Genomic DNA, 24,636 nt, shown 5'->3' with positions numbered 1-24,636 from the left:
TGTGCCGGTTCACAGGGCCAAGATGCAAGGCGCAATCCCAGTAATTGCCGCCATTGGAGCCATCAAAATGTACAGACTGCACGGGCCAGCACAAGACCTGTACGAGGGCATCGCCAATTTGCCGATTGTATCGCCACATGGGCATTGCGATCCTGCGTGGTTCGCCTCGGATACGCCATTTGCAAACCCCGCCAAGCTGTTGGTGATACCGGACCATTACGTGTTTCGGATGCTGTATTCACAAGGAGTTCCGTTGGCGAACTTGGGGATTGGCGCGGCAGGTAGAACCACAAAGTCCCGTGATGTTTTTCGCCTGTTTGCCGCCCATTGGCATCTGTTTTTAGGCACACCGTCACGGCTATGGATTAACTATGTTTTGCGCGAAACACTGAACATCTCAACGCCGCTTTCCGTTGAAACAGCAGATCAGATTTATGACCAAATCGCAGAACTTTTAGCGCTGGACGATCACCGCCCTCGTGCGTTGTTCGACCGCTTTGGAATCGAAGTTTTGGCGACCACAGATGGTGCTTTGGACACGCTTGAGCATCATCAAACGATCGCTGATAGCCCATGGAACGGGCGCGTGATTCCAACGTTCAGGCCAGATAGCGTGCTAGACCCAAGCGACCCTGGTTTTGTGGAGAACGTGAGGCATCTTGGGCAACTGACAGGCACTGATACCGGTGATTTTAACGGCTACCTCGCAGCACTTCGCAAACGCCGCACGTTCTTTGCAATGATGGGTGCCACAGCCACGGATCACGCAATCGAAGTCGTTCATACCGAGTGGATTGATCACCCCGAAGAGCTGTATCAAAAGCTTTGCAAGAGTAACGCGACACCAGAAGATGCCGCCAAATTCTACGGTCATATGCTGATTGAAATGGCGCAAATGTCTGTCGAAGATGGGCTGACGATGCAGATACACGGCGGATCGCGGCGCAATACAAATTCAGATGTCCTCAGAGATTTTGGGCGCGATAAAGGCGCCGACATTCCTGTAGCTGTGGATTGGGTGCGCGGGCTTGAGGCTCTGCTAAATCGGGTCGGAAATACACCTGATTTCACGCTGATCTTGTTCACGCTGGATGAAACAACATACGCCCGCGAACTTGCGCCTATGGCGGGGCACTGGCCTGCGTTACGCATCGGACCACCTTGGTGGTTTCATGACAGTCCAGCCGGCATTGCACGGTATTTTGATCAGGTTGTTGAGACGGCAGGCTATCACAATTTGGCTGGCTTTAACGATGACACACGGGCGTTCATGTCGATCCCTGCCCGCCATGATTTGTGGCGGCGCGGCGTTGCCGATCATTTGGCACAGCAGATGAACCGCGGATATTTTGGCGCAAAAGATGCGGCAGAATTGGCGCAAACGCTAGCAACTGATCTGGCACGTGACGCTTATGGATTGGCACCCTGATGGGCCGGATTTTACACTTTGGATTGGGCAACTTCGCCTGCGCGCACCTGTTGGATTACACTGCCGATGCAGGTCAGTGGGACGTGGTAGGTGTTAGTCTTCGCAGTCCCGAAACTCGCAATAAGCTGGCGAAACAGGGCTTTGACTACACCCTGGGTGTGCAAGGGATCGGCCCCAAAAAGATCACTGTTTTGCGCAATATTCTCGTCGCGCCCGAAGACCCCCAAGCAGTGTTGGATGGCGTCAACAGCGCGGACATTATCTCGGCCACAGTGACGGAAAAAGGCTATCATCTGGATGCGAACGGGCAGCTCGATTTTTCGGATCCCGCGATTGCGCAGGACCTGAAAACACAAACGCCGTCAACCTTGATCAGCTATCTGGCCTTTGGCCTTTCGATGCGCGCGACCCCCGTGACCATTCTGCCGTGCGACAATCGGATAGCAAACGGACAAGCCTTGAAACGAGCCGTAAAACAGTTCGCAAGAGCCGCGCATCTAACGCTCGATTGGTCGTTGTTCACTTTCCCCAACGCGATGGTCGACCGGATCACGCCTGCAACGACCGATGCCTTGCGCAATGCCTTGAATGACCCGATGGCCGTGCCAACGGAACCTTTTCGCGAGTGGGTCATTGAGGATGATTTCGCAGGCCAACGCCCCGACTGGCCGGATGTGCAATTTGTGCGCGATGTCGCCCCGCACGAGCTGCGCAAACTCCGCATGCTAAACGGGGCGCATTCGTTGTTGGCTTATAACGGCATCGCGCGCGGCCATGAATTTGTGCACCAAGCAATCGCCGATCCGGTGCTGCACGATCGCGTTTTAACCTTAATGAACGAAGCGATCAAGACCTTGCCCATCGGGGCAAATGACCCATCCGGCGCTTATGCAAGTGCCTTGGTCAAGCGGTTCGAAAATCCGGAATTGCGCCATGCCCTGCGCCAAATCGCGATGGATGGAAGTCAGAAAACACCGTACCGTTTTATCGAAACAATCAGAGATCTTTTGGCAATGGGTGAACCTGCTGATGCGCTGGTGCATGGACTCAAAAGCTGGATCAATTTCTGCATCGAAGAGACCCGCGAAGGACGCATTTTGGATGATCCTAAAGCACATCAAATCGCACACGCTGTGCAATCAAACGATCCGGTTTTTGAGCTGCTAAAACTTGTGAATGCTGTGGACCTGCTCCCGCTTATGCAGGAATAATCGCCCCACGATATTGCACGACCCTCGCAGCACAATTGTGCCCCGCCATCAACGCATCAACCTGCGATGAGCCCGACAAAAGAGACCCTAGGTATCCGCCATTAAAGCTGTCTCCGGCTGCTGTTGTATCCACCACACTGGGTGCCGCCATGTAATCCTGCTGGACATGCACGCCCAAAGATAATGGCCCCAAAGCCGAGCGTTTTAACGCGCCAGTTCCTTGGTGTTTTGCGAAGCGGGCTGTGACTTGATCAGCCGTTTCTTCAAACAATTCCATCTCGTCATCTATTGACGGCAACGCAATATCTGCGCGCGCCCACATTGCGGTCGTCACCTTGCGCGCGGTGTCTGCGTCTTTCCATAATCGCGGGCGATAGTTGCTGTCGTAGATCACCTGAACGTCCGAATTCTGCAACCAATCGATCAACGCCAAACGTACGGGATGCGGTAAAATCGCCATCGAAATACCGGACAAATACACCGCATCGTACTGAGACAGACTGCTGAAATCGCAGGTATCTCCGGCTTGAAACATGCCCCGCGCCGCAGACGCACTGCGCCAATACGTGAACGATCGTTCGCCCGTTTCGCTGGTCGTGATTGCGTACAGGCCGGGCGACGCGCCGGGCATCATCGTGATCGCATCTGTCCCAATATTTTGATTGGCGATAAACGTTTTGATTTGATCGGAAAACGGGTCATCCCCCAAATTGGTCACGTAGTCGACCTGCAATTCAGGCGCTGACCTGTGCAAATAAATCGCCGTATTTAGCGTGTCACCTGCCACCCCGACATGTGCTGCTTCGCCAGCCATGGACAGCTCGATCATGGCTTCTCCGATACACGCGATGCGCATTAGCTTTGCTCCCGTTTCCAAATGATGAGGCCCGATCCAATGATCACAAGTGCGCCCAAAACTGTCCATTGGTCCGGCACATCGCCAAACACAAAATAGCCCCAAAAAGAGACATAAATCATAAACGAATACGTGTATGGCATCAGTGTATTTGCTGTTCCAAACCGGTGCGCATTCGTGAGCAACTGATGCCCCGCCCAACCCAATATGCCAAGTCCAATCAGCACGATCCAACCAATAAATGTCTGGGGCGATTGCCATGTCCAAATCGCAAAGGGCAGCAACACAAACGTACCGACCAGCCCCATGTAAAACTGCTGTGTGTCCACGGCCACAATGCCGGCCAAACGACGCGTCATAATCGAATAAAGCGCCAGCGCCGTGGCCTGATAAATCACCAAACCCATCGCAAAATGAAAGTCTTCACCAAAGGGTCGCACCACAATCAAAACGCCGACAAAGCCAAGGACAATCGCAAACCAGCGCCACGGGCCAACCGGTTCCTTCAGCACGTAGATCGACAAAAAGCACACGATGACGGGGCTGGAAAATATAATCGCCGAAACAACAGTCAGCGGCAGAAATTGCAGGATGTAAAAGTTCGACAAGGTCGCAGACACCAGCAAAAGCGCGCGACTGATGACCTGCCATTTGTGGCTAGTTTGGAAGCGATCACGGCTGATGCCATCCTTGGCAATGACCCCAATCGAAATCACAAAATGACCCGCATATCGCATGAATGCCAGCTGAAACGCAGGCAAACCGGCCACGGCAAGCCACTTGGCCCCCGTGTCGACCAGCGCAAACAGAAACCACGCCCCAAGCATCAAAATGATGCCGAGGCGCGGTTTGTCTTCTATGCTTTGCGCCAAAACCGCCATGGATTATTTGGCGAACCGCTTGGCGTAAAAATCAACCATCTGGCTGACCATTTCGTCGCCTTGACCTGAATCGCGAGCTTGCTCTAACGCGGTCAGCGGGCCTTGCGACATGATGCTGTCGACGCCAGCGTCTTTCGCCATTTGGGCGTAGTACCCGACGTCTTTGGCAGCGTTTTTGATCGCGAATTCCAGCATGCTCGGGTCTTTGTCGACGCCGTACGCCTTGACGAAATCCATCATGCCTGACCGCAACGGACCGGCGGCCATCACGTCATACATCTGGCCGCGATCAATGCCAGCAACATCGGCCATCGCGAACGCCTCGGACATGGCATTTGCGACGGTCATTCCAAAGAAATTGTTTATCAGTTTGATTGTATGGCCAGATCCCAAATCGCCAAGGTGAAAGACATTCTCACCAAGGTCTTTCAACACGGGTTCAACCGCGGCAAAAGCGTCTTTGTCACCTGCCGTCATGATGTTCAGCAAACCGTCTTTTGCGTGTGCTGGCGTGCGGCCCAATGGGGCGTCCAGATAGTGACCACCAGCGGCTTCGACTTCGACGCCCAACGCCCGCGTTGATCCCGGCAAAGACGTGCCAAAATCCACAACCGTTGCGCCAGGTTTCAAGCCCGCAATAACGCCGTCCGCACCGCGCATGCGACCCTCGACACTGGCGCTGGTGTCCATGCACAACATGATCACATCGCTGGCAGCGGCCACGTCGCGTGCAGTGGAAACTTCGGTGGCACCACGGGCGATCGCAGCATCCACATTCGGGCGCGAACGGTTGGCCATCACGGTCAGGCTATAACCTAGATCCTGAAGACGACCGACCATCGCAGCGCCCATTAGGCCAAGGCCGATAAATCCGATTGTTGGTTTGCTCATGTGAATTCTCCTGTTTGTGAGTGTCTGTGAGGCGCAGTTTCAGGCCGACAATTGTTCTTCGATATTCAAAGCGATTTCCAACGTGCGCGTCGCATCAGCAACATCAATCAGAGGCGGCGCACCGTTCATCACGTCGATGAAATGATCTAACTGCGCGGTCAAAGGCGGCACGCTGTTTTTAGCAACCAAAATCGGGCGCACCTGCGCGGCATTTCCCCAGTGCTGACCGGACCAAACCGTCATCGACGGAAAGCTGATCGCGCCCCTAGTCCCCATTATCCACATCATGTCCTGATGCGTGGTTCCGATGTTCGGGTTTTCACCTGTACCTGCCTCAAACCCCCAAGGCGTGGCCGCATTGTCGGCAAAGCTGATCGTACCCGTTGCACCATTTTCAAACGCCAGCGCAACTGCGCCGCTTTCGATGCGATCCTTGCCCCGCAGACCTTTGCCGCGGATCGACGCCGTATTGGAAATTTCGCCAATCACAAACCGCAAAATATCAATGTCGTGCACAAGGTTGATCATCACAGGACTGCCACCAGCCGTGCGCCAATTGCCCTCAAAATAGTCGTCCGGTTTGCGCATGGCCCAGATGACATTCGCGGCGACAACCGTGCCGATCATGCCCTCTGCGATCACCTGCTTTAGCTGCTGAACGGGCGCGTGATAACGGCGATGATGACCAACAAGCGAACCGATTTTGGCGTGCGTCACGGCTGTTTCCAAACGGCGCGCGCCTTGCAAATCATCCGCCACCGGTTTTTCGATCAGCAAATGCCAACCGCGTTGCGCCGCTTGAATTCCGTGCGCACTGTGCAGATGCGTTGGTGTCGCAATGATCACACCGTCCACTGGTTCGACCACATCCTTCATGTCCGCAAAATCGGCACCCATCGACGCATCCGGATCGACCAAACCGACCAAGACACAACCGGCGTGCGCCTGCACGGCCTCGACATGGCGGATGCCAATTAGCCCGCCACCAACAACCAAGATCCGTTTCACATCACGGCTCCGATTTGCCATGGGACGAATTCGTAATCGCCAAGGCCCTGAGCTTCGGATTTGCTGACCTCACCAGAGGCAACGCTCAGGAACATTTCGTAAATTTCACGTCCCTTTTCCTCGACACTTACGCCTTGGGTCAGGATCGTGCCTGCGTCTACGTCCATGTCCTCGGACATGCGTTTTGCCATCTCGGAATTCGTCGCGACCTTGATTGTCGGGGCCGGTTTGGACCCGAATGCAGACCCCCGCCCAGTCGTGAAACACACCAAGTTACAGCCCGATGCGATCTGCCCCGTGACAGACGCCGGATCGTAGCCGGGGCTGTCCATAAAGGTGAAACCGCGCGCTGTCACAGGTTCTGCGTATTTGTAGACGCCCATCAACGGCGACGTGCCGCCCTTGGCCGCGGCCCCCAAAGATTTTTCGAGGATCGTGGTCAAACCACCCTTTTTGTTTCCGGGTGACGGGTTGTTGTCCATCGAACCATTGTTGCGCGTCGTGTAGTCCTGCCACCAGTCAATCAGGCCGATCAGTTTGTCGCCTGTGCTGCGGTCAATCGCACGGCGGGTCAGCAGATGTTCGGCACCGTAAATCTCGGGGGTTTCGGCCAGCACACCAGTTCCACCTTGGGCCGCCAGCAAATCACAAGCGTAGCCCAGCGCCGGGTTCGCCGTAACGCCAGACCACGCATCCGATCCACCACATTGCAGCGCGACCATCAGCTCGGATGCGGGGCACTCGGTGCGGGTTGCAAGGTTTGCCAAAGGCAGCATCGCCGCGACCTTTTTGATCCCGAGTTCAACCGTGCGCCGCAAACCGGCAACGTTTTGAATGTTCATAGTGTGAAACAGCGGGCCCTGTTTCAGACCATATGCCTCAAGCAGCCAATCGATCTGGTTCATCTCGCAGCCCAGACCAACCATCAAGACGCCCGCGTGATTTGGATGTTTCGCATAGCCCCACATGACGCGCTGCAAGGCCTCAAAACCGTCGCCGTTATCTGCCATGCCGCACCCTGTGCCGTGCACAAATGCTGCGACCCCGTCCACGTTGGGATAGTCGGCCAAAACGTCGGGGGTAAAGTGATCCGCAATCATCCGCGCGGCGGTCGCAGAGCAATTCACCGACGTCACAATTGCGATGTAATTGCGCGTGCCAACGCGGCCGTTTTCACGTCGGTAGCCCATGAACGTATCACCACTGGTTGGTGTCACCGGGCGTAAATCGGTCGAAAATTCATAGGCCATGTCCGTATTGCGGAATTCCACATTATGCGTGTGCACGTGATCACCTGCCGCGATATCCGTCGACGCATAGCCTATCAATTGCGCGTATTTGCGCACCGGAGTACCGGACGCAATATCGACCACCGCCACCTTGTGACCAGACGGGATCAACGCGCGGGTTTTGGTGCTTTCAATCGCAACGCCACCCTCTAGCGGGCGCGTGGCTGTGACCACGTTATCGGCGCGATCAAGACGAACAAAATCCATGAGCTTACTTTCGGTTTAAGCGCAGAAGGGCGCGTCGGATGACCAGCGGTGAATATCGGTATGTGGGGCATTGGAAAGATGCGCGCGGGCGTCTTCCCACATTGTTTTCCATTCGACCCAGTCGCGCAGTTCGGTTTCGGGATTGCCGCGTGAACGGGCGACAAATTCAGGGAAGTGACTGCGGCCTGTGGGCTGGCCTGTCACGTTAAATCGAATGTCAAAAGACCAGCGAAATTTTTCCGTCTGGTTTGACAACGATCCGTGCGGCGTGAGCGGATGAAAGAACACAGCGCCCCCTGCTTTGACGGGCAGCGGGATGCCATTTGCCTCGTCCACGAACCCTTCGGCTATGCCCGTTTGCGTGCGCGGACAATGCGGCAGCATCGTTTGGTCTGGCGTCTTGGCCTGAACCTGCAAGCAACCGTTTTCGACTGTCGCATCCGTGATCGCCAACCACACCGTAACCATCTGCGTGTCGTCTGCATCCGCCAGCGCGACTGCGCGATCTTGATGCCAATCAGTTGCCGCGATGTGTGCGCGAATTTCATCGGATTTTAGCGCAGTAACGGGTGGTTTTATGCGCACATGTTGGATCGGATTGCTGGTCAACTCGCCGCCCAAAAGCTGCTCCACCATATCCAGCAAAGACGGCGCCGTCAGCATGTCGAACACCGCCGGACCAAAATGAAACGGCGTGTCCGCTGTGATCTGGTCACCCGGCAGCGAGATATCCATTGACTGAAAATAGTCGCATTTGGCCTTGTACGCCTCTAGCAACTTGCCCCAGAAATCGAGACCCGTCGGCGGTGGCACGCGACCCTCTGCATGCCAACCCGCATACAACCGGTCCATCAATGCGCTGTACTCGGTTCGTACGTTTTCAAGCACGGCAAAAGGCAATACATCAGGCACAACCAAATACCCTTGGCTTTCGAACTGCGCGATTTGTTCAGGTATCAACATCACAGCAACACTTCGACGATTGATGGCCAGATCAAAAGGACTGTCAGCGCGCAGAGTTGGATACCAATAAACGGCAGGAACCCTTTGAAGATATCTGTCAGGCTGATGTGCGGTGGGGCCACCGATTTTAGATAGAACGCGGCCGGACCGAACGGAGGCGATAGGAAACTAACCTGCATGTTCATACAGAAGACGACGCCAAACCAGATCGCAACGTTTTTGGGTTCCAATTCGCCAAAATACCCAATTTCATCAATCGGCAAGCGGCGCACAATCGGTAAGAACACAGGGATGATCAGCAGCACGATGCCAACCCAATCCATGAACGCGCCCATGAACAACAAGATCAGCATCATCGCGAGGATAATACCCATCGTCGGCAGCTCCGCCCCGATGATAAGGTTCGCGATGTAGTCAGGCCCGCCAGCGACGGTATAGGCCCCCGCCAACGTCGCCGCACCGATGGTCACCCAGATGATAGTGCCTGTGGATTTCATCGTGCGCAGTAAGGCATCCCACAGCAGATCACGCATGTCTTCGATACGCAGGATTGCAGTGAAAATCGCGATAGAGATGATCATAAACCGCATCTCGCCCTTTAGCTCCGAATTCGGGATCAAGATCATCGGTGCGATGATTGCAACCACCAACACAGCCCCTGCAATCATCGCGATACGTGCGGCCCGACTGCGGGCCAACGCCACCCATTCTTCGGTCGTGTAGTGCAGCAAAACCGCAATCAGGAATACCGCCAACGCGCCCATTCCGGCGGCTTCGGTAATGCCCGTGATACCACCGTAAATAGACCCAAGAACGACGCCAATCACGATGATTGGAGGAACCAAACCTTTGCCCAATTTCCAGCCGCGCGCGGATCGTTCCTTGCCAAATGCAAAGAACGCAACGCCCAAAGCTGCCGCAATGACCAAGCCCAATTTCATCATCGCGCCGATCGATGCCAATGCGTAAGGGTCACCATCGTTGGCCGCATTCTGCCCCGAGAATTCGATGAACCCCGCACGAACGAACAACACCACCGCGCCTGCAATCAGCAGCACGTTCAGGAATGCAAAAAACAAGCCCGCCTTTTCACGCCCAACCGGGTCACCGGGTACCGGATCAGGCAGAGGCGCGTCTTGGGGTCGGATCTGCGTGCGCACAATAATGTAGATGATAATGAAACTGGCCAGCATAAAGCCCGGGACAAACGATGCGGTGAACAGCGCCTTGATCGAGGTTTCAGTGATCAACCCGTAGATGATTAAAACAATGGATGGCGGGATCATCGTGCCCAAGCTGCCCGAGGCGCAAATCGTCCCGATCGCAAGGTTCTGATTATACCCAAGCCGTAGCATCTGCGGCAAGGCAATCAGACCCAGCAACACTACTTCACCACCGATGATCCCCGACATCGCTGCCATGATCACCGCCATGATCGACGTCACAATCGCAATGCCACCACGGGTTCGGTTCAGCCACATCGACAGTGAATCGTACATGGTTTTCGCCACGCCGGATCGTTCCAGCAGCGACGCCATAAAAATGAACAACGGGATCGATATCAGGACATAGTCCGTCAAAAGCCCATATATTTTATTCTGCATCAGGTTTAGCGCGCCCGTCCCCGGCCGCCCCGTAAGCATCCCATCACCGAACGACATCGGATTCGTGATTAACGCAGGTTCAAATTTCATCACCAAAACGGCGACGGCCAACACAGCAGAGGCAAAACCCAGCGGCATACCAATCGCCAAAAGCGCAATCAGCGCCAGCATTACGATCAGTGAAATTGTGCCGATATCCATTATTTAGACTCCACATCTTGGCCAAGGGACCGTTTGATCGCTTCGATTTCGTCTTCGTCAACTTCGGGGGTGCGCAGGCTTGCCGGATCGGCGTTCCAGTCATTGATCAAATTGATGACCGATTGAATGGCAACCAGCGTGATGACGATCAAAACCATCGGCTGCAACGTCGCCGGAATCGGCGGGTTAAAGGCCGATCCGTACAGCTCCCATTTGTAGAGCTTGTTGTAGAAAACGTATTTGTAACTGCCAAACACAGTCGCCGCAGCAAACAGAATTATCAGCAAGGTCGAGATCACATCAAACGCCCGCTGCACGTTGCGCGGCACAGCATCATACAGCAGCACAATACGGATATGGCTGCGCTGTTGCATGGCGTACAGACCGGCCAGCAGAAACACGAAGCTTGCCAACCAAAGGGTGGTTTCATTGGCCCAAAGTGTGGGGCGTTCAACCACGTAGCGCACGAACACTTCGTACAGCATGACGCATGTTAGGGTCACAATCATCATCATCGTCACGCGCCCGAGGAACATCGCGATTTTGTCGATGGCTTTGAAGTTTTCGTTCTCTAATGACGCGCGGCGCACGGTGCGAATACCCAAGATCAACGTCACCGGGATCATCACCAAAGCGATCAGATCAACGATGTCGATATGTTTGTTGAAAATCGGGGATAAGGCGATAATATCCGAGCGCATAAAGATCGCCTCGACCTGCCCATAAAGCGATTCACTGGCCGGCGGAATCCAGTCCAGAATGAAGGCAGGCAGTTGCCAAACCACCCACGAGACACAGACGAAAAAGGTCATCGGTATGACCCATTCCCAAAGCGATCCAGATTTTTGCGACATGGTGTCCCCTTCCTTAGGGCTTAGGCGTCCCAGGTGTAGTGTTTGATAAAGGCGCGGTCCGGTTCGACCCCGATTCCGGGGGCGGTTGGTACGGCGACGCGGCCATTGTTGGCTTTGACTTGGGCTTGGATATCGAGCGGTTCTTGCAGCAATTCATCGCGGAATTTGTTGTCGGTTGTGTCGAATTCCAACATCGGTTCCCAAGGGTGCAGACCACCGGGCAAGGGCGGCATTGCACCCAGCAATTGCAGGTTTGTTGCGACAGCAATAGCACTGCCCCAAACATGATTGATGACAGGCGTGAAATGGGCGTGACACAGGGCGAGCACGCGCAGGTATTCGCTGATGCCACCCAGCGCGCAAACCTCTGGCTGCGCGATGTCCAGTCCACGATTTTCCAGGATCGCCCGCCAGCCCCAGCGGTTAAATTCAGCCTCGCCGCCAGAAATGTTAACCTTGAGACCGGCGCGCAATTCGCGGTAGCCGTCTAGGTCTTCGGGCGCGATGGGCTCTTCGAACCAGTAAGCGTCGAGCTCTTCTAACGCCCGCCCCACATAGAACGCATCCGACGTGGTGTAGGCGTGGTTGGCGTCGACCATGAATTTGAAATCGTCACCGATGCCGCGGCGCACAGCCTCGCACAGGGCGACGTCAGGTTTGGGACCGAACCCAACCTTCATCTTGGTCGCGACAAATCCCGCATCTTTGATCGCGGCGGCCTCATCTACAAACCGGGTGGCCAGCGCCTCGACCGGTTCATCCCGCAGCATCATACCGTAGCCATAACAGGGCACCGACGTGCGATGCGCACCACCGATCAGTTTGTGAATGGGCTGGCGCGTGACCTTGCCCGCAATGTCCCACAGCGCGATATCAACACCGGACAAGGATTGCAGCGGCATCCCCTTTTGGCCGTGATCACGCATCAGATTGTAAACTTTGTGCCAAATCACATCGCGGTCCATCGGGTCTAACCCCAAGACCATCGGTTGGATCACCTTTTCGACGATGTTTTTGTTGGCCAGCGCAATGTTGCCTGGACCAAAACATTCACCCCACCCGGTGATGCCCTCATCGGTTTCGACCTCGACCAAATGGGCCGTGCGTTGCGCATAGTACTGCTGCGAATAGCCCAACTGCTCGGGCATGTCGTACTGCAATACATGGCTGGTGATGCGGGTGATTTTCATTGGGTTTTCAGATGTGTGAGGAAGAAACGGCAGGGCCTTTTGCAAAGCCCTGCCGCGATGTTCAAATGTCCAAGAGAGGACTTATTTCATTGCGCCCATGTCTTTCAGGAACGCGATGTGGCTTTCCAAAAGCGCTTTGGCTTCGGGTGTGGTTGCAAACTCTGTCCAGCCTTTTTGAACTGCGTCACGGTAAACTTGCAGATCTTCAGGTGTCCATTCGTACAGGTTTACACCCTTGGCGCGCAGGTCTTTGGCTGTCTGCGCATTTTGGACTTCGTTCTTGGTTGCGTTGTGCAACGCGAGGCTGTCCATCGCGACTTCCATGATTTTGCGGTGGTGCGCAGGCATCGCATCCCAGATGTCTTTGCGGCACGCGAGGTGATCCGCTGGCATAGAGTGGAAACCAGGAAAGTTGGTGTGCTCTGCGATGTCATACAGACCCAAGCCGACGTTGTTGGTCAGGTTTGCCGCGTCGGCGCCGTCGATGATGCCGGTTTCAAGCGCTGTAAAGATTTCGTTGAAATCCATAACGATTGGCGAGGCGCCAAGGTTTGCGAATACTTTTGTCGCAAGGCCGGGGGGAGAGCGGAACTTCCAGTCTTTGAAGTCACCAACAGAGCGGATCGGTTTGGTCGACGCCAGTGATTCCGGGCCCGGGATCCACCAACCAATGAATTCCATGTCATAGCCATTGTACAAGCCGTTCAGTGCTGCGCGGCCATCGCCATGCAGCAACCAAGCCATCTGCTGATACGGGTTCTGATAACCACCCATCAAGTCACCCGCAAATTGGAACGCCGGGTTTTTACCCGTTTGATACGCGCCGCCGGTCATGTCGCAGTCCAGAATTCCTGTGGCCGCTGCGTCAAACGTTTCAACCGATTTCACGACGGAAGAGGAATAGAACATTTCGATCTGAATTTCGCCGTTAGACATCTCTTGGATGTCATTGACGTATTTCGCAGCCAACTGACCCGACAATGTTTCAGGGGAAAAGTGTGTTTGGATCCGCAGTTTCGTTGTGGCGTGACCATCGGCCATCGCACCTGTTGCAGCCATTGCCGCAGCGACGGCAACTGTAGCCGCTGTTTTCATAAATTTCATATTGTCCTCCCAGACGTGAAGCGTTGCAAAGTTTCGCGAAGCCATTGGCTCCGTCCGTGATACGCTGACCCAAGGTTATGTTGGGAATTCGAGTCTCACAAGAAAAATAGTAAATTTTCAATAATTTTGAGATTTTAGTATAATTTCAAAATTATTGTGATATACAGCGGCAGCTAAAATCTGCAATGGACGCATAGCCAATCATGACCCAAGACAAAGACATTTACGAAGCCTTGCGGCACCGCCTGATTTCGAACGGGTTTCTGCATGGCACAAAACTGCGCGCAGAATACTTGCGAAACGAACTGGGTTGCTCGGCCAGCACCGTGCGCGAAGCGTTGTTTCGCCTGTCTACCGTCGGTCTGGTCAATTTCCAAGAACAGCGTGGTTTTCGAGTTCCTGAACGTCAACCGGCTCTGCTGATTGAGCTGACGCACATGCGCGTGCTGCTCGAAGGCGAAGGCACAGTTTTGTCCATTCGCAATGGCGGCGTGGCGTGGGAAGCCCGCCTAACGGCCGCCCACCACCAGCTAAGTCACATCGAAAAACGCATTCATGCCACCGATGATCAAGAGCCCCTTGTCGGCCTGTGGTTCGCGTCCGAACAAGAATTCCACCAGACCCTGATTTCAGCCTGCCAGTCCGAAACGCTGAAGGAAATGCATAGCCTGGTCTACGCCCGTTTCCGCCAACAGCTGATGGTCGCGGATCGAAACTTTAGCTTCATCTCGGAAAACATCGAACACCATTTTGAGATCATGACGGCAGCGCTAGCCGGGGACGAAACCCTTACCCGCCAGAAAATTCACGACCATTTGGCGCGGCATCTGACGGGTGACACGTTGCTGGCGTAGTCAATTGCGTGGCCGGACAGAAAATTGCGCTGGCCACGCGTTTTGTCACAAATGGCTTTTGATAAAGCTAGTAATTTTCTTGATCTCTTGGTCTTCTAGCGACTGCACAACACTAAACGGCGAGCCATCAAAATAGCGCGCCTCGGTGCCTTCGCCATCAGGGCTGCCGTGATCCGCATCAATGGACTGGCGCCATTTTTCTGCATGCGCCGCCCATTCCTCTTGATCGACCAGTCCCGGCTGATTGAACCAAACATTCCACGTCAGCGTATTGCCTTGTTTCAACATGTTGCCAGCGCCGAGGTTGAATACCTCCAGAACCAACTCGTTGAACTTGTCGACTGTGCTATCACCCGTCGGTTTGATCGGACCAATTTCGACAGCCAGATTGCCGACAGACCACGCACCGTCGTCCTCGTGTTTGGCAAAATCAGGGATCGGGAACGTTTTGCTTTGCCCTTTGAGCAATGGAAAGATCGGCTGATCAGGCTGACCGGGACGAAACGTCGTGACTTCGATCGCGTGCTCTTTGCTGGACGGAAACGGGTGACTTGAGTGCTTGAAGATTTCCCAAAACACCTTGTACAACGTCTTTTGCTTGGCGCTTGGGCTGAACCAAATTTTGCCGGTCACTTCCATGTCGGCGGCCAATGTACGGTCGGTTTCGTTGGCCCAACCGCGCTGGCCCGTCACCGTCACTTCGACGTTCAGACAACCGATTGCCGGCGAACACACGCCCTGTTGCGGGCAGATGATCGAATAAACGCGCCCTTCATCCGTGTAGCCAAGCCGCGAAATATCGGGGGCAAACATCTGATAGGCGCGCTTGGGATCCGCCGCGCCCGGTTCGGTTTCCCAGCTAAATTCAGGCCACAACACGGCCTGTTGGCGCTGCAATTTGTCGATGTTGTCCAAGTTGCCGAGCATATCGAGCGAGGTCAGATTTGGATCAGGATAAGCGAAATCTGGATTGGATTGCTCAAAACCACCGACCCAGCCGGCCGGAATTGGAGGAGTTTGATCAGGCATAACAAATGTCCTTTGCTTTAAATAAATGTCTAAGAATCAGAAATGGATCGAAAGCGCGTCCGAAAATACGAACCGCCTCCAAAGCTTGCCCCTTAAAGTAGAAATCGTCCAGTTTTAATTCTGACGTTAGCTCTGACCCAGATCGTCCTGCATGTAGACCTCGATAATCTCATCAAAGCTTTGCTCGGCGACAAAACCCAGCGAAATTGCGCGCTGCGGGTCAAAATTACGCGGCCAGCCTTCGACGATTTTCATGATCGTCTCGTCAGGTTGGGGCTTAATCAGATCAACGGCACTTTGCCCTGCCAAACGTCGCATTGCCTCGATCTGCTCGGCGACGGTGCAGCTGAAACCGGGCAAATTCAGCGCGCGCCGACCCTCTAGCTTTGCGGTATCCAGTGTCGCTGCGTGGGTCAAAAACGTAGCCGCCGTGCGCGGACTTGCATGCCAATGACGCACGGTGTCCGCGACCGGCAAAATTGCTTCGACACCATTCAGCGGTTCCCGAATGATCCCCGAAAAGAAAGAAGACGCCGCCGCATTCGCCTTGCCCGGTCGCACACAAATTGTCGGTAGCCTTAGGGACAATCCGTCGATGAACCCCTTGCGACTAAAATCACTGACCATCAATTCGCAGGCCGCCTTTTGGGCGCCGTAACTGGTCTGGGGTGCGGATAGAAATTCATCGTCGATCTTATCGGGATACGGACCGCCAAAAACAGCGATGGATGACGTGAACACCAAACGCGGGCGATAGGTGCCACCGGACCCGTCATGTTCGTCCTTTAGCGCCTTCAACAAATGCCACATCGACATCATGTTGACGTCCCAACCCAGATCGAATTCCGCCTCGGCTTGACCCGACACAATCGCCGCAAGATGAAAAATCACGTCCGGGCGGGTGGCTGCTAAACTTTGCGCCGTTGCAGGGTCAGACACGCTGCCGGTCACACGTTTTGCAGGTACGCCATCCGGCGGAAACGCAATGTCGAACAGCGTCAGATCGACTGCTGGAAAAATGTCGTTTTCAGAAATACGGCGCGCCAGCTTTTGGCCAATCATACCGCCGCCGCCAAGGATCAGAATTTTGGTCATGTTGTCATCCCATTGCGTTTTTTCAGTTCCAGATACAGTCCAGAATGATCACGATCCGCACCATCCATTTCTTCGATAAAGTGTTCAAACCGATCCCGGACCGCTTGCGTAGATGGCAACGACAAGCCCAACGCGTTTGCTTCGGCCAGCGTGTTTTCAAGGTCTTTAAGTTGGAATTTTGACAACCCGCCGGGGTCAAAATTACCAGTCGTCATCCGTTCTCCGTGCTGTTGCAAAATCACGCTGTCAGCAAAACCACCTTTTAGCGCGGCGCGCACTGCGGCGGGATCAGCGCCGCCTTGTTCCACCAACAACATAGCCTCGGCAACGGCCCCGATGGTTACGGCAACGATGGTCTGATTGGCAAGTTTCGACAGCTGCCCAGCGCCAGACGGACCGACATGCACGGGGCGTCCCATGGCCTCAAATACCGGCTTTGCCAATTCGAACGTCTCAGCGGAACCGCCGGCCATAATCGCAAGGCTTGCCCCTTCGGCGCCCTTGGTTCCACCCGACACTGGTGCGTCCAGATGCGCGACACCAAGGGTCGCTAAATCTGCGCATTGCGCGCGGGCATGTTCAGGCTTGGCGCTGGACATATCCAGCCAAATCATGCCCGCCTGCAACGCATCGCGCACCGACGGATCTGCAATCAAATCAGCCGTCGCAAAACCGTCGGACAGCATGGTGATAATCACCTCTGTTCCAGCAATCGCATCCGCCGGAGTTGTCGCCCAAATTGCACCATCCGCCACCAGCCTATCCGCCCGTGCGCGGGTGCGGTTCCACACCGTCATCTGATGCCCGGCGGCCATCAAGTTTCGCGCCATCGGCACGCCCATCAGGCCCGTTCCTATCAATGTGATCTTGCGTGCATCCGCCATGTTCGCGCCCATCCTGAGAAGTTGATCAAAGCCTGTAGTCAAAGCCGTTTGTCTGACATACGCTAACGTAAACCTGCGAAGGAGCCAGCCCATAGGCTGCTATTTTTCGCGAAACCACATCCTTTTCATCCGTCATGCGGGGCGAAGGTACAGCTAAGAAAATGGGAAATTAGTGTGACTGGAAAAAGACTTAGTGGGAAACGCGCGCTGGTGACAGCGGCCGGTCAAGGGATCGGTCGGGCCAGTGCATTGGCGATGGCCGCAGAGGGTGCGCAGGTCTATGCAACCGATATAAACATGGATGCGTTATCCTCGATTCGGGATGCGAATCACGAAAATATTGAAATTTTCGAACTTGATGTGCTGAACGAAGAGAGCGTGCAAGCAGGCGTGCAGCGGGCCAATCCGGACGTTTTGTTCAACTGTGCGGGCTTTGTGCATCACGGCACAATTCAGGATGCCACGAGCGATGAAATCGACTTTGCTTTTGACCTGAATGTCCGTTCGATGGTGCGCACTATCCAGGCCGCATTGCCCGCCATGATCGAAGGTGGCGGCGGGTCGATTATCAACATGTCCTCGGCCGCCGGATCTGTCATTGGCGCACCCAACCGTTTCGCATACGGCATGACCAAAGCGGCCATTGTGGGTCTCACCAAATCAGTGGCCATCGATTACATCAAGCAAGGTATTCGCTGCAATTGCATCTGCCCCGGCACCGTCGAATCCCCCAGTTGGCACGACCGCGTCACAGCCCTTGGTGAACAGCTCGGCAGCTACGACGAGGCTTTGGCGCAATTTGTCGCGCGCCAGCCCATGGGTCGCGTCGCCACCGCCGAAGAAATCGCCGCCCTGGTGGTGTATCTGGCCAGTGATGAATCAGGTTTCACCACAGGTCATCCCCATATCATCGACGGAGGTTGGAGCGGCCAATGACGAGCAAAATTAGCGTCACACCCAAGGCACGAATTGGCGTCGAAGACCTGCGTTCGCGCAAATGGTTCATGAACAAAGACAATCGCGAAATGACCGCGCTGTATCTTGAACGCTACCTGAACTACGGGCTGACGCGCGAGGAACTGCAATCGGGCAAACCGATCATCGGCATCGCGCAAACCGGCAGTGATCTGTCGCCTTGTAACCGTCACCACATCGAACTGACCAAGCGCGTGCGCGACGGCATTATCGCCGCTGGCGGTACGTGTATCGAAGTGCCCGTGCACCCGATCCAAGAAACCGGCAAGCGCCCGACAGCGATGTTGGATCGCAACCTTGCTTACCTGTCTTTGGTCGAAACCCTTTTCGGTTATCCGTTGGACGGCGTCGTGCTGAACATCGGGTGTGACAAGACGACGCCGGCCCTTTTAATGGCTGCTGCTACGGTCAACATTCCCGCCATCGCATTGTCCGTCGGGCCAATGCTAAACGGCTGGTGGAAAGGCGAACGCGCAGGCTCTGGCACCGTCATTTGGAAGGCGCGCGAACTGCTGGCCGCTGGCGAAATTGATGACGACGAATTCATGGATATCGCCGCCGCCTCTTCCCCATCTGTCGGGTATTGCAACACGATGGGCACGGCGACCACGATGAATTCGCTGGCCGAGGCGTTGGGCATGCAACTGCCCGGTTCCGCCGCCATTCCAGCGCCTTACCGCGAGCGTGGCCAGATCAGTTACGAGACCGGAAAACGCATCGTCGACATGGTGTGGGAAGACCTGCGCCCGACCGACATCATGACGCGTGAAGCGTTTGAAAACGCGATCGTCATCAACTCTGCCATCGGCGGGTCGACCAACGCGCCGATCCACCTGAACGGCATCGCGCGCCACCTCGGCGTGCCGCTGGACAACGACGATTGGCAAGCGGTCGGACACCACATTCCTTTGCTTGTCAACATGCAACCTGCCGGAAAATATCTGGGCGAAGATTACCAACAAGCTGGCGGCGTCCCTGCCGTTGTGGGCGAATTGATCGCCGCCGATCTGTTGCCCCATCCCGGCGCGATCACTGCAAACGGGCAAAGCATGGGCGACAATTGTGGCGCGGCCCGGACCCTGAATGACGACGTGATCAAAACCGCTGCAACCCCGATGAAAGCACACGCAGGGTTCATCAACCTGTCAGGCAATTTGTTCGAAAGCGCGATCATGAAAACCTCGGTGATCTCCGACGCCTTCCGTGCGACGTATCTGTCAAACCCCGACGACCCCGAAGCGTTCGAGGGCCGCGCAGTGGTCTTTGACGGACCCGAAGATTTCCACCACCGCATCGATGATCCAGCCGAGAATATCGACCAAGATTGCGTGCTGTTCATGCGCGGCGCGGGGCCCAAAGGGTATCCCGGCGGGGCCGAGGTCGTAAACATGCGCCCGCCGTCCTATTTGATCAAAAAAGGGATCGAGGCATTGCCGTGCATCGGGGATGGCCGCCAGTCCGGAACCTCCGGTTCGCCCTCGATTTTGAACGCCTCACCCGAGGCCGCGGACGGTGGTGGGCTCGCGTTATTGCAAACCGGCGATCGCGTCCGCATTGATCTGGGCAAACGATCCGCCAACATGCTGGTGCCGCTGGACGAACTGGCAGATCGCGCGCGAACGCTGGCAGCCAACGGCGGCTATGACGCCCCTGCAAACCAAACCCCGTGGCAAGAACTGTTCCGCGAAAAAGTCGGCCGCTTTGATGAGGGCATGACCCTCAAAGGCTCAACCGAATACCAAGATATCGCACGCACGCACATGCCACGCGACAACCATTAAAGGACGAAACACATGAAACTTGTACGCTACGGAGCCATTGGCGCAGAAAAACCCGGCATGTTGGATGGCGCAGGCCTGTTGCGCGATTTGTCCGCACACGTCAGTGACATCAACGGTGATATGCTGGGCGATGCAGCACTCGAAAAGCTGCGTGCAATTGATGTAGAAAGCCTGCCAATCATCGACGGCGAACAGCGCATCGGGGCCTGCGTCGGTAACATCGGAAAATTCCTTTGCATCGGATTGAACTACTCGGATCACGCCGCTGAAACGGGTGCCGAAATCCCCAAACACCCGATCCTGTTTTTCAAGGCCAACTCGGCCATCGTCGGCGCGTATGACGATGTGGTCATGCCGCGCGGATCCGAAAAAACCGATTGGGAAGTCGAACTGGGCGTCGTCATCGGCACCAAGGCAAAATACGTTTCAAAAGAGAACGCGCTGGATCACGTGGCCGGCTATTGCATCGTCAACGATGTGTCCGAACGCCACTATCAGGCGAATCTGACGGGGCAATGGACCAAGGGCAAATCCTGCGACACATTTGGCCCCACTGGCCCGTGGTTGGTGACACGGGATGAGGTCGCGGACCCGCAAAATCTAGCCATGTCTTTGGACGTGAACGGCAAACGTATGCAGACAGGCAGCACCGCCACGATGATCTTTACCGTAGCTGAAATCATCGAACATCTGTCGTCGCTGATGACGCTGCACCCCGGTGACGTAATTACGACCGGTACGCCCCCCGGCGTTGGACTAGGTATCAAACCCACCCCGGTTTTCCTGAAAAAGGGTGACGTGATGGATTTGAAAATCGAAGGACTTGGCCACCAACAACAAAAGGTCGATCAAGATGCCTGATCTTTTGCAAATCGGCGGAATAACCGACGCTATGAAAGCGCGACTTGAGGCTGCGTTTACCATCCACCAGCTGGCCGATTTTCCTGCCGACAAAATCACCCATGTCGTCACAAATGGCCATGACGGTGTGAACCCGGATCTGATGGCGTCGCTACCCAACCTCAAGGTCATCAGCGGCTACGGCGTCGGGTACGATGCGATCGACGCAACCGAGGCAGTGCGCCGCGGCATCGTCGTGACACACACGCCAAACGTCTTGAACCAAGAGGTCGCAACCACCGCGATTTTGCTGATGCTGTCGTGCTACCGCGAAGTGCTGCGCGATGATGCCTACGTGCGATCGGGCGACTGGGAAACTAACGGCGGCGCGCCGCTGACCCGCTCTGCTGACAACCAAACCGTGGGCATCCTTGGGTTAGGTCGGATTGGTCAAGCGATTGCGGATAAACTGGCCCCTTGGGGCACCAATATCCTCTACCATTCGCGCACCAAAAAGGACGTCGCGTACACTTACTACGACAGTCTTTTGGCGATGGCGCACGACAGCGATGTGATCATCTGCATCACCCCCGGCGGGCCGTCCACGAACAAGATCGTCAACGCAGAAGTCATGAACGCATTGGGATCAAACGGCACGCTGATCAACGTCTCGCGTGGGTCTGTTGTTGATGAAACAGCACTGATCGAAGCATTGGAAACCGGCGCGCTTGGGTGGGCCGGTCTGGACGTCTTTGAGGGCGAGCCCCACGTGCCCGAACGCTTGCGTGCGCTGCCAAATGTAACCCTGTTGCCCCACGTCGGCAGCGCCACCCATGAAACCCGCACGGCGATGGGCGGTTTGACCGTCGACAACCTGTTGCAGCATCTAAAAGACGGGACAGTCGTAACAGCCGTTCCCGAATGCGCAGGAATGTAGGGTGCAGGTCGCGTCCGTCAAAGCCCGCCTGTTCAACGTGCCGTTGGACGAAGTTTTGGTGGACGCCAAACACGGTGATCACAGTCATTTTCACCTGATCACCGCCACCGTGACGCTGGAAGACGGCAGTACAGGCACCGGCTATACCTACACCGGTGGGCGCGGCGGTGAATCGATTGCGGTTATGATTGATCGCGATCTTGCCCCGTGGCTGATCGGTCAGAACGCTACGAATATCGAGGCGCTGTACGACGGAATGCAGTGGCACATGCACTATGTCGGGCGTGGTGGCGTGCTGAGTTTTGCGATCTCTGCCGTTGATATCGCCTTGTGGGATTTGCGTTGTAAAGCTGCCGGAAAACCGCTGTGGCAGATGGCAGGTGGTGCCGGTAAAACCTGCGATGCCTATGGCGGCGGTATCGATTTGGCCTATCCCTTGCCAAAGCTGCTGACCCACGTGCAAAGCTATCTGGACGCAGGGCTCAATGCTGTCAAAATCAAAATCGGCCAGCCGACTGAGGCAGAAGACATCGACCGCATCCGTGCCGTGCGCGCGCAGATCGGGCCGGATGCGAAATTCATGATCGACGCGAATTATTCGATGACTGTGCCACAGGCTATTTCGCTCGCGAATGCCGTCAAAGACCAAGACATAATGTGGTTCGAGGAACCGATTATTCCCGATCACTATTCGGGCTACGCAGAGATCACCAAGGCCACTGGCATGGCCACTGCAATGGGTGAAAATCTGCACACGATCCACGAATTCGAAATGGCTATGGAGCAATCAAATCTCGGGTTCATTCAGCCGGATGCGTCGAACTGTGGCGGTATCACGGGGTGGTTGCAGGTTGCGGAATTGACGCGCGGATCGGGTGTGCCAGTGTGCAGCCACGGTATGCAGGAATTGCACGTTTCGTTGGTGTCTGCGCAAGAGCATGGCGGCTGGCTAGAGGTCCACAGCTTTCCTATTGATCGCTACACAAAACGGCCCCTCGTGATTGAAAACCAGCGCGCCGTCGCGCCGGACACCCACGGAATCGGTGTCGAATTTGACTGGGACCGGATCGCAGATTTCGAAGTGGCTTTATGACTGCTCATGATTGAATTTATCGCCGCCGTTTTCTTTTTGATCATCACGCCCGGACCAGGTGTTTTGACGACTGCCGGAATTGGTGCGGCGTACGGCTATCGCCACGGCCTCGCGTTCATTGGTGGGCTGTATGTCGGCGGGTTCATCGTGATGATTTTGGTGTTGTCAGGGATCGCGGCGGCCGGTCTTGCCATCCCTTGGCTGCGCACGGTTTTGCTACTGGCGTCTGTTGGGTACCTTTTGTTTCTTGCGTGGCGGATCGCGACCGCCGGCGCGCGCATTGGGTTCATTGATCCGACCAAACCGCTCGGGTTTTGGAACGGGCTGGCCCTGCAACCGATCAATCCAAAAGCATACGTCGTAACCACAACATTGTTCTCGGGTTTCGCGATGTTTCCCGATGCCTTCTTGTTCGAAGTGACTGTAAAAATCCTAATTTACAGCCTGATCTGGACGCCCTTGCACGTGTTGTGGCTATTTGCAGGCGTACGTTTGCGTCAATTGAATTTGGGCGCGAGCACGCAGCGTGCGATCAACATTGCGATGGCCTGCGCGATGCTTTTGGTTGTGGGCCTCGCGCTTTTTTCCAGCCTTTAAAACGCCAAATACGCGATGGCGCTGAACACTACAGCGACGCCCACCCATTGGGCATTGGTCATTTTTTCGCGCAAGAAAAGCGACGCCAGAATGACAGTGATCATTCCAAAGCTAGAGGCACCAACAGCAGAATATTCAGGGTTGGTTTGCGTACCGGCATAGACAACTGCGCCCAGCGCCAAACAGTCCAGCGCACCCATCAACGCCAACAACGGCAGCTGCGATCGAGCGGGCAACATGACCGAACGGGTAAACAACGCATACCCGAAGATACAAACAACTGCGGTCAAGCGCGACACAGCATTGACGCTGAATTCCGTGCCTTCAGTTGTCGCATAATGGGCAATCGCAAACGACAACGCAAAACCGACGCAGGCCATCAGCGACCACTTGATTGCGGCCGGACGCTGTGAATTATCCTCAGAAGAACCCGATGAACCTGCAACAAACCCCACACCAGCAATCACCAGCAACACCGCAATCCACTGAAACACATCGACCGACGCGCCATTGATCGCAGCCCACCCGACAGACAGGATTGGATAGGCCCCGATAATCGGCGCGACCAGCCGCACTGGCCCTATCGAAAACGCGTGGTACAACGCCAATCCGGCGACGGCAAATGCCACGCCCGCGACGACCGCGCGTACGATGTTGCCCGTTGTCATCTGGGCATCCGAAAACACGAAAGCCACTGGGACAGCTAGAAAACTGCCTAACACCAGAACCGTCAAAAGCGCTGCCACAATCCCCGTGCGTTGGCTAACATAGCGCACACACACGTCATGAATGCCCCACGCCAACGCAGCGACTAGTCCCAATCCAAGCGAAATCATTTAGGCGTTTTCCAATCGGTAAAATGC

At 55.3% G+C, this 24,636-nt stretch carries 23 protein-coding genes; 9 read left to right on the top strand and 14 right to left on the bottom strand.

The genetic code is table 11. The features are described from left to right. The first annotated feature begins 67 nt into the window (after nucleotides 1–67). Both uxaC and ACFIO0_RS17980 read left to right on the top strand, forming a co-directional pair. Nucleotides 68–1,429, top strand: a complete 1,362-nt coding sequence (gene uxaC / locus ACFIO0_RS17985) for a glucuronate isomerase (RefSeq protein WP_390911774.1) — start codon at nucleotides 68–70, stop codon at nucleotides 1,427–1,429. Next, nucleotides 1,429–2,640 carry a mannitol dehydrogenase family protein gene (locus tag ACFIO0_RS17980; protein WP_390911773.1) on the top strand — a complete coding sequence of 404 codons (1,212 nt, stop codon included), beginning with the start codon at nucleotides 1,429–1,431 and terminating at the stop codon, nucleotides 2,638–2,640. Before uxaC ends, ACFIO0_RS17980 begins: the two co-directional genes overlap by 1 nt. On the opposite strand, the gene ACFIO0_RS17975 is transcribed toward ACFIO0_RS17980, so the two are convergent. The 10 genes from ACFIO0_RS17975 to ACFIO0_RS17930 all read right to left on the bottom strand — a co-directional run bounded on the left by ACFIO0_RS17975 (nucleotide 2,627) and on the right by ACFIO0_RS17930 (nucleotide 13,688). After that, nucleotides 2,627–3,496, bottom strand: a complete 870-nt coding sequence (locus tag ACFIO0_RS17975; RefSeq protein WP_390911772.1) for a PfkB family carbohydrate kinase — start codon at nucleotides 3,494–3,496, stop codon at nucleotides 2,627–2,629. The genes ACFIO0_RS17980 and ACFIO0_RS17975 overlap by 14 nt on opposite strands. Continuing rightward, the gene (locus tag ACFIO0_RS17970; RefSeq protein ID WP_390911770.1) at nucleotides 3,496–4,377 is read right to left on the bottom strand and encodes an EamA family transporter; all 882 of its coding nucleotides are present in this window, start codon (nucleotides 4,375–4,377) and stop codon (nucleotides 3,496–3,498) included. Before ACFIO0_RS17970 ends, ACFIO0_RS17975 begins: the two co-directional genes overlap by 1 nt. A gap of 3 nt (nucleotides 4,378–4,380) precedes the next feature. Then, the gene (locus ACFIO0_RS17965; RefSeq protein WP_390911769.1) at nucleotides 4,381–5,268 is read right to left on the bottom strand and encodes an NAD(P)-binding domain-containing protein; all 888 of its coding nucleotides are present in this window, start codon (nucleotides 5,266–5,268) and stop codon (nucleotides 4,381–4,383) included. 39 nt (nucleotides 5,269–5,307) lie between these two features. Then, nucleotides 5,308–6,276 (bottom strand): Gfo/Idh/MocA family oxidoreductase, encoded by a 969-nt coding sequence (locus tag ACFIO0_RS17960; RefSeq protein WP_390911768.1) that lies wholly within the window; start codon nucleotides 6,274–6,276, stop codon nucleotides 5,308–5,310. Continuing rightward, nucleotides 6,273–7,772, bottom strand: coding sequence for a UxaA family hydrolase (locus ACFIO0_RS17955; protein ID WP_390911767.1), 1,500 nt, complete (start codon nucleotides 7,770–7,772; stop codon nucleotides 6,273–6,275). Before ACFIO0_RS17955 ends, ACFIO0_RS17960 begins: the two co-directional genes overlap by 4 nt. 15 nt (nucleotides 7,773–7,787) lie before the next feature. After that, a complete protein-coding gene (locus ACFIO0_RS17950) occupies nucleotides 7,788–8,735 on the bottom strand; it encodes a phytanoyl-CoA dioxygenase family protein (RefSeq protein ID WP_390911766.1) in 948 nt (315 codons plus the stop codon). Further along, a complete protein-coding gene (locus ACFIO0_RS17945) occupies nucleotides 8,735–10,540 on the bottom strand; it encodes a TRAP transporter large permease subunit (RefSeq protein WP_390911765.1) in 1,806 nt (601 codons plus the stop codon). Before ACFIO0_RS17945 ends, ACFIO0_RS17950 begins: the two co-directional genes overlap by 1 nt. After that, nucleotides 10,540–11,394 carry a TRAP transporter small permease subunit gene (locus ACFIO0_RS17940; protein ID WP_390911764.1) on the bottom strand — a complete coding sequence of 285 codons (855 nt, stop codon included), beginning with the start codon at nucleotides 11,392–11,394 and terminating at the stop codon, nucleotides 10,540–10,542. The genes ACFIO0_RS17945 and ACFIO0_RS17940 overlap by 1 nt, the downstream gene beginning before the upstream one ends. Before the next feature lie 20 nt (nucleotides 11,395–11,414). Then, on the bottom strand, nucleotides 11,415–12,584 hold the full coding sequence (locus ACFIO0_RS17935) for an enolase C-terminal domain-like protein (protein WP_390911763.1): 1,170 nt from the start codon (nucleotides 12,582–12,584) through the stop codon (nucleotides 11,415–11,417). A gap of 81 nt (nucleotides 12,585–12,665) precedes the next feature. Continuing rightward, the gene (locus tag ACFIO0_RS17930; protein ID WP_390911762.1) at nucleotides 12,666–13,688 is read right to left on the bottom strand and encodes a TRAP transporter substrate-binding protein DctP; all 1,023 of its coding nucleotides are present in this window, start codon (nucleotides 13,686–13,688) and stop codon (nucleotides 12,666–12,668) included. Between the two features lie 203 nt (nucleotides 13,689–13,891). Between ACFIO0_RS17930 and ACFIO0_RS17925 the strand changes: the two genes are divergently transcribed. Continuing rightward, nucleotides 13,892–14,542, top strand: a complete 651-nt coding sequence (locus ACFIO0_RS17925) for an FCD domain-containing protein (RefSeq protein WP_390911761.1) — start codon at nucleotides 13,892–13,894, stop codon at nucleotides 14,540–14,542. 45 nt (nucleotides 14,543–14,587) lie between these two features. On the opposite strand, the gene ACFIO0_RS17920 is transcribed toward ACFIO0_RS17925, so the two are convergent. The 3 genes from ACFIO0_RS17920 to ACFIO0_RS17910 form a co-directional block, all read right to left on the bottom strand. After that, nucleotides 14,588–15,571, bottom strand: coding sequence for a hypothetical protein (locus ACFIO0_RS17920; RefSeq protein WP_390911760.1), 984 nt, complete (start codon nucleotides 15,569–15,571; stop codon nucleotides 14,588–14,590). A 126-nt stretch (nucleotides 15,572–15,697) separates the two neighbouring features. Beyond that, nucleotides 15,698–16,666 (bottom strand): D-erythronate dehydrogenase, encoded by a 969-nt coding sequence (gene denD / locus ACFIO0_RS17915; protein ID WP_390911759.1) that lies wholly within the window; start codon nucleotides 16,664–16,666, stop codon nucleotides 15,698–15,700. Continuing rightward, on the bottom strand, nucleotides 16,663–17,550 hold the full coding sequence (locus tag ACFIO0_RS17910; RefSeq protein ID WP_390911758.1) for an NAD(P)-binding domain-containing protein: 888 nt from the start codon (nucleotides 17,548–17,550) through the stop codon (nucleotides 16,663–16,665). Before ACFIO0_RS17910 ends, denD begins: the two co-directional genes overlap by 4 nt. 174 nt (nucleotides 17,551–17,724) lie before the next feature. Here ACFIO0_RS17910 and ACFIO0_RS17905 point away from each other — a divergent pair, with 174 nt between their 5' ends. Genes ACFIO0_RS17905 through ACFIO0_RS17880 form a run of 6 tightly spaced genes read left to right on the top strand, consistent with a single transcriptional unit; the run spans nucleotide 17,725 to nucleotide 23,773 of the window. Beyond that, a complete protein-coding gene (locus tag ACFIO0_RS17905; RefSeq protein WP_390911756.1) occupies nucleotides 17,725–18,486 on the top strand; it encodes an SDR family oxidoreductase in 762 nt (253 codons plus the stop codon). Next, nucleotides 18,483–20,306 carry a dihydroxy-acid dehydratase gene (locus ACFIO0_RS17900; RefSeq protein ID WP_390911755.1) on the top strand — a complete coding sequence of 608 codons (1,824 nt, stop codon included), beginning with the start codon at nucleotides 18,483–18,485 and terminating at the stop codon, nucleotides 20,304–20,306. Before ACFIO0_RS17905 ends, ACFIO0_RS17900 begins: the two co-directional genes overlap by 4 nt. A 12-nt stretch (nucleotides 20,307–20,318) precedes the next feature. Next, nucleotides 20,319–21,167 (top strand): fumarylacetoacetate hydrolase family protein, encoded by an 849-nt coding sequence (locus tag ACFIO0_RS17895; RefSeq protein WP_390911754.1) that lies wholly within the window; start codon nucleotides 20,319–20,321, stop codon nucleotides 21,165–21,167. Further along, nucleotides 21,160–22,083: an NAD(P)-dependent oxidoreductase gene (locus tag ACFIO0_RS17890; protein WP_390911753.1), complete on the top strand. Its 924-nt coding sequence runs from the start codon at nucleotides 21,160–21,162 to the stop codon at nucleotides 22,081–22,083. The genes ACFIO0_RS17895 and ACFIO0_RS17890 overlap by 8 nt, the downstream gene beginning before the upstream one ends. Nucleotide 22,084: 1 nt before the next feature. Beyond that, a complete protein-coding gene (locus tag ACFIO0_RS17885; protein WP_390911752.1) occupies nucleotides 22,085–23,176 on the top strand; it encodes an enolase C-terminal domain-like protein in 1,092 nt (363 codons plus the stop codon). Nucleotides 23,177–23,182: 6 nt separating this feature from the next. Continuing rightward, on the top strand, nucleotides 23,183–23,773 hold the full coding sequence (locus ACFIO0_RS17880; RefSeq protein ID WP_390911751.1) for a LysE family transporter: 591 nt from the start codon (nucleotides 23,183–23,185) through the stop codon (nucleotides 23,771–23,773). Here ACFIO0_RS17880 and ACFIO0_RS17875 read toward each other — a convergent pair. Next, nucleotides 23,770–24,609, bottom strand: a complete 840-nt coding sequence (locus tag ACFIO0_RS17875) for an EamA family transporter (RefSeq protein ID WP_390911750.1) — start codon at nucleotides 24,607–24,609, stop codon at nucleotides 23,770–23,772. The two genes, ACFIO0_RS17880 and ACFIO0_RS17875, sit on opposite strands and share 4 nt — an antisense overlap. Nucleotides 24,610–24,636 lie beyond the last annotated feature (27 nt).

It is taken from the genome of Pseudosulfitobacter sp. SM2401, from assembly GCF_042932805.1.
GTDB lineage: Bacteria > Pseudomonadota > Alphaproteobacteria > Rhodobacterales > Rhodobacteraceae > Ascidiaceihabitans.
The sequence above is the reverse complement of the archived record's forward strand: the minus strand, read 5'-3'. Positions and strand labels throughout refer to the sequence as shown.